Annotated in this window: 11 protein-coding genes and 1 pseudogene; 6 read left to right on the top strand and 6 right to left on the bottom strand. The window is 67.6% G+C overall.

The features are described from left to right. From AUR65_RS20270 to AUR65_RS13485, 3 genes and pseudogenes are all read right to left on the bottom strand, one after another. A pseudogene (locus AUR65_RS20270) lies at positions 1–139 on the bottom strand (gluconate 2-dehydrogenase subunit 3 family protein); the annotation flags it as partial. A 41-nt stretch (positions 140–180) separates the two neighbouring features. Next, the gene (locus tag AUR65_RS13490) at positions 181–573 is read right to left on the bottom strand and encodes a DUF1648 domain-containing protein (RefSeq protein WP_058567356.1); all 393 of its coding nucleotides are present in this window, start codon (positions 571–573) and stop codon (positions 181–183) included. Between the two features lie 48 nt (positions 574–621). Beyond that, complete coding sequence (locus tag AUR65_RS13485) at positions 622–1,353, bottom strand: fumarylacetoacetate hydrolase family protein (protein WP_058567355.1); 732 nt, start codon at positions 1,351–1,353, stop codon at positions 622–624. 308 nt (positions 1,354–1,661) lie between these two features. Between AUR65_RS13485 and AUR65_RS13480 the strand changes: the two genes are divergently transcribed. Next, on the top strand, positions 1,662–2,378 hold the full coding sequence (locus AUR65_RS13480; protein WP_058567354.1) for a metal-dependent hydrolase: 717 nt from the start codon (positions 1,662–1,664) through the stop codon (positions 2,376–2,378). A 103-nt stretch (positions 2,379–2,481) separates the two neighbouring features. Next, entirely contained in the window at positions 2,482–2,880 is a 399-nt protein-coding gene (locus tag AUR65_RS13475; protein ID WP_058567353.1) for an OsmC family protein, read from the top strand. 102 nt (positions 2,881–2,982) lie between these two features. Here AUR65_RS13475 and AUR65_RS20460 read toward each other — a convergent pair whose 3' ends face one another. The 3 genes from AUR65_RS20460 to AUR65_RS13465 form a co-directional block, all read right to left on the bottom strand. Then, the gene (locus AUR65_RS20460) at positions 2,983–3,117 is read right to left on the bottom strand and encodes a hypothetical protein (protein WP_004968055.1); all 135 of its coding nucleotides are present in this window, start codon (positions 3,115–3,117) and stop codon (positions 2,983–2,985) included. Between the two features lie 78 nt (positions 3,118–3,195). Then, complete coding sequence (locus AUR65_RS13470) at positions 3,196–3,792, bottom strand: DJ-1/PfpI family protein (protein ID WP_058567362.1); 597 nt, start codon at positions 3,790–3,792, stop codon at positions 3,196–3,198. A gap of 108 nt (positions 3,793–3,900) precedes the next feature. Next, on the bottom strand, positions 3,901–4,683 hold the full coding sequence (locus AUR65_RS13465; RefSeq protein WP_058567352.1) for an HAD-IIA family hydrolase: 783 nt from the start codon (positions 4,681–4,683) through the stop codon (positions 3,901–3,903). A 78-nt stretch (positions 4,684–4,761) separates the two neighbouring features. On the opposite strand from AUR65_RS13465, the gene AUR65_RS13460 reads away from it, so the two are divergent. The 4 genes from AUR65_RS13460 (at position 4,762) to AUR65_RS13445 (ending at position 7,327) form a co-directional block, all read left to right on the top strand. Continuing rightward, entirely contained in the window at positions 4,762–5,016 is a 255-nt protein-coding gene (locus AUR65_RS13460) for a hypothetical protein (RefSeq protein ID WP_058567351.1), read from the top strand. A 139-nt stretch (positions 5,017–5,155) separates the two neighbouring features. Beyond that, positions 5,156–5,941 carry a GTP cyclohydrolase III gene (locus tag AUR65_RS13455; protein ID WP_058567350.1) on the top strand — a complete coding sequence of 262 codons (786 nt, stop codon included), beginning with the start codon at positions 5,156–5,158 and terminating at the stop codon, positions 5,939–5,941. A 3-nt stretch (positions 5,942–5,944) separates the two neighbouring features. After that, complete coding sequence (locus tag AUR65_RS13450) at positions 5,945–6,943, top strand: zinc-binding dehydrogenase (protein WP_058567349.1); 999 nt, start codon at positions 5,945–5,947, stop codon at positions 6,941–6,943. 6 nt (positions 6,944–6,949) lie between these two features. After that, positions 6,950–7,327 (top strand): 6-pyruvoyl trahydropterin synthase family protein, encoded by a 378-nt coding sequence (locus tag AUR65_RS13445; RefSeq protein ID WP_058567348.1) that lies wholly within the window; start codon positions 6,950–6,952, stop codon positions 7,325–7,327. Position 7,328 lies beyond the last annotated feature (1 nt).

Genomic DNA, 7,328 nt, shown 5'->3' with positions numbered 1-7,328 from the left:
CTCCGTCCTCACTAGGCGACTCGCCTGCCCCGCCGGTCGAATCGGCGGTCGGCGGGTCGAACTGCGTCAGCGACACGGCCCCGCCGGTGACGCCGAGACCGGCGAGCACGGCCAGCGCGTCCCGTCGCGTCAGTCGCATTCGGCGGGAATTAGGCCAGCCTAATTATAGGGTTTGTCCTCTCACCCCGCGCGGTCGAGGACGACGGCGACGACGCCGAACGTGACGACCGCCGGGACGACCGCGACGAACATGTCGAACCGCGCGCCGAGGTTGTACGCGAGGACGAGCGCCTGCACGTACGCGAGGAACGTCGCCAGTATCGAGTCGAAGACGGGCGGGACGCTGGTTCCGCTTCCCACTACCCCGGCGAACCGGGTGACGAGGAGCGCGCCGAGGCCGATGACCGGGACGAGAAGCACGCCGAGCGGGGCGGCGACGAAAGAGTCGGGGTCGCCGCCGACGCCGAAGTGAATCGCGACCGAGGAGGGAAGTTGGGGGAGGGCCGCGACGCCCGCGACGGCGCTGAGTGCGAGTATCGCGACGCCGACGAGTGTCAATCGAGGGACACGCATACGGCCGGGTTGTGACTCGGCGATGAAAAAACGGGGTGTCAGTCGCGCTCAGTCCTGTCGCACGTCGTGTTCGAGGACGCCGACGCCCTCGACTTCGACCGCGACGTGGTCGCCGTCTTCCAGCGGGCCGACGCCCTCGGGCGTCCCGGTCGAGATGACGTCGCCGGCTTCGAGCGTCATGTAGGTCGTGATTTCGGCGACGAGGTCGGGAATCGAGAAGATGAGGTGTTCGATGCTGGAGTCCTGTCGCGTCTCGCCGTTCACGCGAAGCGAGATGCTCGCGTCGTCGTGGAGGTGGTCGGGGTCGGCGAGGACCGGGCCGAGCGGGGCGGAGCCGTCGAACGCCTTCCCGCGGACCCAGTTCGTCTCGACGTCCTGGTCGTCGCGGTTGGACACGTCGTTCATGACGGTGTAGCCCGCGATGACCTCCTCGGCGTCCTCGGGCGCGACGTTCCGGCACTGCTCGCCGATGACGACCGCGAGTTCGGCCTCGTGTTCGACGTTCTCCTTGCCCGCGGGGAGCGTCACGGTGTCGCCGTGGCCGGCGACCGCGTTCGGCGGCTTGAGGAACAAAAGCGGCCGGTCGGGGACCTCCTCGTCGCGTTCCTCGGCGTGCTTGGCGTAGTTGCGGCCGATGCAGACGATTTTCGACGGCTCGCACGGGGGGAGCACGTCGACCTCGTCGAGGTCGTAGCGCTCGCCGCCGAAGGAGACCGAATCGCCGTGCCACTCGCCGGTTCGAACCGCGCCCGCGGGGTCGCGGAATCGGACGTGATGCATGCCCCACGCGTCGGCGGGCGGCGTGATAGGCTTTTACATCGCGCGGGTCGCCCGGTGACGTGGGACATTCTTGCACGATTCTCATCGTTTTTGTGGCCGTGGGATGACGGACGTGTATCGGCCGTCCCGGACAGTTCGTTCGAGTGGACTCGGGCGGCCGATTCTGCTGTCGAATTCGAGACGAGAGCGGCGGGGCCGTCCCGCCGAACGACACCGAGAACACACCGATGAGTGACACCGCCGAAAAGCGGTCACACCGCCCCCTGCGAATAGCTTTTTGTGTATTTCGCCTGTAACAACCGAGTGCTATGGAACTCACCTGGCACGGTCACTCGACGTGGTACGTCACGGTCGGAGACACCTCGCTTCTCATCGACCCGTTCTTCGACAACCCCGCCACGTCTCTCGACCCGAGCGACGTGGAGACCCCCGACTACGTCCTGCTCACTCACGGGCACGCGGACCACATCGCCCACGCAGGCGAGTTCGACGGCGCGACGGTCGTCGGCACGCCCGAACTCACCGGCTACGTCGAAGCCGAGATGGGCGTCGACGAGACCATCGGCATGAACATCGGCGGGACGGTCGAACTCGGCGACGCGTTCGTCACGATGGTTCGCGCCGACCACACCAACGGTATCAACACCGGCTACGAGCACGAGGCCGGTATGCCCGGCGGCTACATGATTAGCGACACGCTGCCGACACAGGAGTCCGACGCCGACTCCACGACGTTCTACCACGCCGGCGACACGGGCCTCATGACCGACATGCGCGAGATTTTCGGCGCGTACTTCGAACCCGACGCGGCCGCGCTCCCGGTCGGCGACCACTACACGATGGGGCCGTGGCAGGGCGCTATCGCCGCCGACTGGCTCGGCGTCGACCACGTGTTCCCGATGCACTACAACACGTTCCCGGCCATCGAAATCGACGTGCGCGACTTCGAGCGCGAGGTCAAAGCCGCCGGCAGTCAGGCCGAGGTCCACGCCCTCGACGGCGACGAGTCGTTCACCCTCGAATAGCCCTTCGCCTCGCTCGGCGACGCCCCGTTTCGGGTCGTCGCTTGTGCACACCGTTGTCCTATTGAGGAACTTTTAGGGTCGGTCGCTCCGTTCCTCGGAATGAATGTCCGACATCCAGACCTCTACTGTCAGCGAGGACGGTTTCGCATGCACGAGTCAGGTCGGCGACTTCGACCTCCAGATCGACGCCACCGACGAGACGGGTCCGAACCCGAACGCCGCGCTCGTCGCGACGTACGCCTCCTGTTTCCTCCCCGCCTTCCGCGTCGGCGGTCAGAAGACGGGCTTCGACGACCTCGGTAAGGTCCAGATCGACGCCGACGCCGACCTCGACGACGGCGACGACCTCACGAGCATCAACTTCGACGTCTACGTGGAGTCCGACCTCTCGGACGACGAGTTCGCCGAAATCACGGAACTCGCCGAGGACATCTGCCACGTCCACGACGCGCTCCGCGACGAGCTGCAGGCCGACGTGACCGTCGTCGGCGACGCGTTCTAAGCGTCGCTCGCCGCTCGCGCCGACACGCACTCGCATTCTTTTCGCAGAAATCGAAGCCGCCAGCGACGGGTGTCGCGGCGGACTCGGAGACGCCCCGCCGGGTCAGTAGCGGCGCTTCTTATAGCTTCGAAGACTCATAGCCTCGCCTTCCACGATGATAACCTCGCGGTCTTGGGGGTCCGATTCGACGACGTCGTCGACCTGTTCGCGGAAGTACGGGCTGTTCGGCTCTTCCATACCACTCCCTTCGTCCCCCCTAATAAAAATCTTTGTCAGACATTTTCACACGCGATATCGTGTGAGCGGCTCGGCGAATCAGTCGTCCGCGGCCGCTGCGGCCGGTCCGTGGCTGATTTCGGTGCCGAGCACGTCGAGGAACGCCGCCAGCCACTCGGGGTGGTCCGGCCACGCCTGCCCGGTGACGAGGTTGCCGTCGACGGTCACCTCGTCGACCCACGAGCAACCCGCGCGCTCGACTTCCGCACGGACGGCGGGGTAAGCGGTCATCTCGTAGCCGTCGAGGACGCCCGCGGCGGCGAGAATCTGCGGGCCGTGGCAGATTGCGGCGACCGGCTTCCCCTCGTCGAAGAAGTGCCGGACGGCGTCCAGCACCTCGTCGTAGCCGCGGAGATACTCCGGCGCGCGGCCGCCGGGGACGACGAGCGCGTCGTAGTCCGCGGGGTCGATATCGGCGAACGTCGCGTTCAGCGCGAAGTCGTGACCGCGGGTCTCCAGATACGTCTGGTCGCCGCGGAAGTCGTGGACGGCGGTCTTACACCGGTCGCCGTCCTCCTTTTCGGGACACACCGCGTGGACCTCGTGACCCACCATCTGCAGCGCCTGGAACGGTACCATAATCTCGTAGTCCTCGACGAAGTCGCCGGCGAGGAGCAGAATCTTCTTTCCGGACATGGGCATCACCCGGTCGGTAGTTGTCGCGTCAGAACGATAATGATTGTGCAGGTGGGGATGGCGACGGGACAGAAGTCGAGTTTCGACCGCTCTCGCGGCCGAACCGAGCTACTCCGACACGATGCGCCCGATGTCGCCGAGGCCGTCGAGGACGTAGTCGGGTTCGTACTCGCTCGCCGCGAGAGCCGCGTCGTCGGTCACGCCGGTTCGGACGAGCGCGGTCCCCATGCCCGCGTCGAGGCCGAACGCGATGTCGGTGTCGAGACGGTCGCCGACGATGAGCACCTCCTCGGGCGGCAGGCCCAACTTGTCGAGGACGTACTCTTGGGCGACCTTCGAGGGCTTGCCGAGAATCGCGTCGGGGTCGCGCTCGGCGACGCCCGCGACGGCGTTGATAATCGCGCCCGACCCGGGGATGTCGCCGTCCGCGGTCGGGATGATGACGTCGGGGTCGGTGCCGTAGAAGGCGGCCCCAGAGCGGAGCGCGCGGTTGGCGTCGCGGAGGTCGTCGTAGTGGAACTCGCGGTCGATGGCGACGACGACGACTTCGGGGTCGTCGCCGGGGCCGACGAGTTCGAGGCCGGCGTCGCGGAGTTGGTCGCGGAAGCCCGCCTCGCCGACGCAGAACGTCCGCGCGCCGGGATGTCGGTCGGCGAGGTACGCCGTGGTGGTCGTGCCGGAGGTGACGACCTCGTCGGCGGTCGCGTCGATGCCGGCCCCGCGGAGCCGCGCCTCGTAGGCGACGGGGGCCTTCGTCGGGTTGTTCGAGACGAACAGTCGGTCGAGCCCGGCGGCGTCGACGGCGGCGAGCCCGTCGAGCGCGCCCGGAATCGCTTCGTCACCGCGGACCACGGTCCCGTCGACGTCGAGAACGACACCTCGGTAGTTCATCGTCCTCGGTAGGGTGCCGGGGCTGTTGAACGTTCGCCCGAGAGAACCATTATGTTCATTGGTGACATACGTTGTCGTATGGGTGTCTCTTCGAAGCGGTTGGTCGGGTGGCTTCGCGGGCCGGCGACCGGCAACAGCGCCATGGGCGTCTACGGACTCGTGACGGCGATGGTCGCGCTGTTTTTGACCTACTCCATCGTGGCCACGTTCTCCGTCGTCGTCCCGCTGTTGTCGACGACGGCTATCGTCCTCACAGCGCTCGTCGTGTGGGTGCTGACGTGGGCGGTCCTCGACGTGGTCGCCAGCCGGACGATTCGCGATTCGTCGGCCTGAGTCGCCGACGACTCTGACGGCGTGACGCGCTCGCGTCGGCGGTGAGCGCGCCGCGAGCGTCGCGTGCGTCGGTTCCGAGGTTGCGGCGGGACCGTCACAGAACCAAAGACCAATATGCGCGTCGCCCTACTCGTCTACCGTGACGAACACGCAGCTGACACTCGTCCAAATCGACAACTACGGGCCGTGGACGGTCACTCCGGACCCGCGGCGGGAGATGGACCTCCAGACGCTCCAGTCGCGGCTCTTCGCCGACTTGGCCCAGTTCGTCGGCTCTCGCGACGGGTACGCGTTTTTCACCCGGTTCGACAACATGGTCGCGGTCACGAACGGACTCGACCGCGATGACCACGAACTGCTGCAGGAGTCTATCGGGAACCGCTATCCCGTAACGCTCAGTCTCGGTATCGGTGCCGACCGGTCGCCCGCGGTCGCGCTCGAACGCGCCACCGACCGCATCCAGCGCGCCGGAAGCGCGCAGGACGGCGACCGCCGCGAGGTGCTCTCCGGGGAGACCCTCGCGGACGCCGACCGCTCGGACACCGACCTCCAAATCGCGCACTTCGACGTGAACGACGCGACGGGCAAGTACACCGACCGCCTCAACGAGTTCGACACGTTCATCCACATCGAACAGGGCTACGCGTCGCTCATGCGCCACCTGCGCGAGGAACACGGCGCGCTGTCGTTCTTCGTCGGCGGCGACAACATCATCTCGGTCACGCCCGACCTCACCGAAGACCAGTACCGCGCCGCCATCGACCACGTCGAGGCCGAGGCGGACGTCGAACTGAAAGTCGGCGTCGGCACGGCGTCGAACGCCCACGAGGCCGGCTTCGCGGCCAAGCACGCGCTCGAAGACTGCCGCCACCGCGGCACGATCGTCGAGTTCGCCGACGCCGCCGTCGAGACCGCAGACGACTGAACGATGGAGGGTCGCGCGGTCTACTTCGTGGCCCCCGAACGCGTCGAGGTCCGTGACCGCGACGTGCCCGCTCCCGGCCCCGGCGAGGTCCGCGTCCGCACCCTGACCTCCGCCGTGAGTTCCGGCACCGAGCGGCTCGTCTACCGGGGCGAGGCCCCGACCGACCTCGCCGCAGACGAGTCTATCGCGGCGCTCGAGGGCGACCTCTCGTTTCCGCTCCGCTACGGCTACGCCGCCGTCGGCGAAATCGAGGCCGTCGGCGACGACGTGCCCGACTCGCGGCTCGGAAGCCGCGTCTTCGCGTTCAACCCCCACGAGAGCCGCTTTCTCGCGTCCCCCTCGGAACTCATCTCCGTCCCCGACGACGTGACCGACGAGCGCGCCGCGCTCCTGCCGACGATGGAGACCGCGCTCAACTTCGTGATGGACGGTCGGCCGCTCATCGGCGAGCACGTCGTCGTCTTCGGGCAGGGGGTCGTCGGTCTCGTGACGACCGCGCTCCTCGCGCAGTTCCCGCTCGGGAGCCTGACCGCGGTCGACTGCGTGGCCGAGCGCCGCGCCATCGCCGAGGCGCTCGGTGCCGACGAGGCCGTCCACCCCGAGTCGCTGGACGCGCCCGCCGACGGGGCCGATCTGACGCTCGAACTCTCGGGCGACCCCGACGCGCTCGACGACGCGCTGTCGGTGACGCGGTACGACGGCCGGGTCGTCGTCGGGTCGTGGTACGGCACCAAGCCCGCCACCCTCGACCTCGGCGGGCGGTTCCACCGCTCGCGCATCAGCGTCGAGAGCAGTCAGGTCAGCACCATCGACCCCGACCTCCGGGGACGTTGGGACGCCGACCGCCGCTTTTCCTTGGCGTGGGACCACCTCGAAGACCTCCCGCTGGACCCGCTCGTGACCCACCGAATCGGCGTCGAGTCCGCCGCGCGTGCCTACCGACTCCTCGAAGACGCCCCCGACGAGGCTGTCCAAATCCTCTTTACCTACCGGAACGCTTGACAGTTCATGTACCGCGTCTCGGTTCGCAGGGACCTCATCGCCCAGCACTACCTGACGGTTCCGAACCCCGGACCGGAAGGTGAGCTTCACTCCCACGCGTTCACCGTCGAGGTCGAACTCTCGGGCCCGGAACTCGACGAGTACGGCTATCTCGTCGATATCGACGACGTGAAGGCCGCGCTGGACGCGACGCTGGCCCGCTACCGCGACGAGACGATGAACGAACTCGTGGAGTTCGCCGGCGAGAACCCGAGCGTCGAGCGGTTCGCCCGCGAGGTGTGCGAGCGGTTCGTCGAGGCGGCGTCTCTCGACGCGCCCCAGCACGTCTCGGTCCGCGTCTGGGAGGACGACGTGGCGAGCGCGACCTACGAGACCCCGCTCTGAC

It is taken from the genome of Haloferax marisrubri, from assembly GCF_001469875.2.
GTDB lineage: Archaea > Halobacteriota > Halobacteria > Halobacteriales > Haloferacaceae > Haloferax > Haloferax marisrubri.
This window is presented reverse-complemented; position numbering and strand designations above follow the sequence as displayed.

What these genes read in the sequence shown, in the direction of transcription:
- AUR65_RS13490 (WP_058567356.1), bottom strand. Translation starts at nt 573, where the DNA reads ATGCGTGTCCCTCGATTGACACTCGTCGGCGTCGCGATACTCGCACTC.
- AUR65_RS13485 (WP_058567355.1), bottom strand. Translation starts at nt 1,353, where the DNA reads ATGCATCACGTCCGATTCCGCGACCCCGCGGGCGCGGTTCGAACCGGC.
- AUR65_RS13480 (WP_058567354.1), top strand. Translation starts at nt 1,662, where the DNA reads ATGGAACTCACCTGGCACGGTCACTCGACGTGGTACGTCACGGTCGGA.
- AUR65_RS13475 (WP_058567353.1), top strand. Translation starts at nt 2,482, where the DNA reads ATGTCCGACATCCAGACCTCTACTGTCAGCGAGGACGGTTTCGCATGC.
- AUR65_RS20460 (WP_004968055.1), bottom strand. Translation starts at nt 3,117, where the DNA reads ATGGAAGAGCCGAACAGCCCGTACTTCCGCGAACAGGTCGACGACGTC.
- AUR65_RS13470 (WP_058567362.1), bottom strand. Translation starts at nt 3,792, where the DNA reads ATGTCCGGAAAGAAGATTCTGCTCCTCGCCGGCGACTTCGTCGAGGAC.
- AUR65_RS13465 (WP_058567352.1), bottom strand. Translation starts at nt 4,683, where the DNA reads ATGAACTACCGAGGTGTCGTTCTCGACGTCGACGGGACCGTGGTCCGC.
- AUR65_RS13460 (WP_058567351.1), top strand. Translation starts at nt 4,762, where the DNA reads ATGGGTGTCTCTTCGAAGCGGTTGGTCGGGTGGCTTCGCGGGCCGGCG.
- AUR65_RS13450 (WP_058567349.1), top strand. Translation starts at nt 5,945, where the DNA reads ATGGAGGGTCGCGCGGTCTACTTCGTGGCCCCCGAACGCGTCGAGGTC.
- AUR65_RS13445 (WP_058567348.1), top strand. Translation starts at nt 6,950, where the DNA reads ATGTACCGCGTCTCGGTTCGCAGGGACCTCATCGCCCAGCACTACCTG.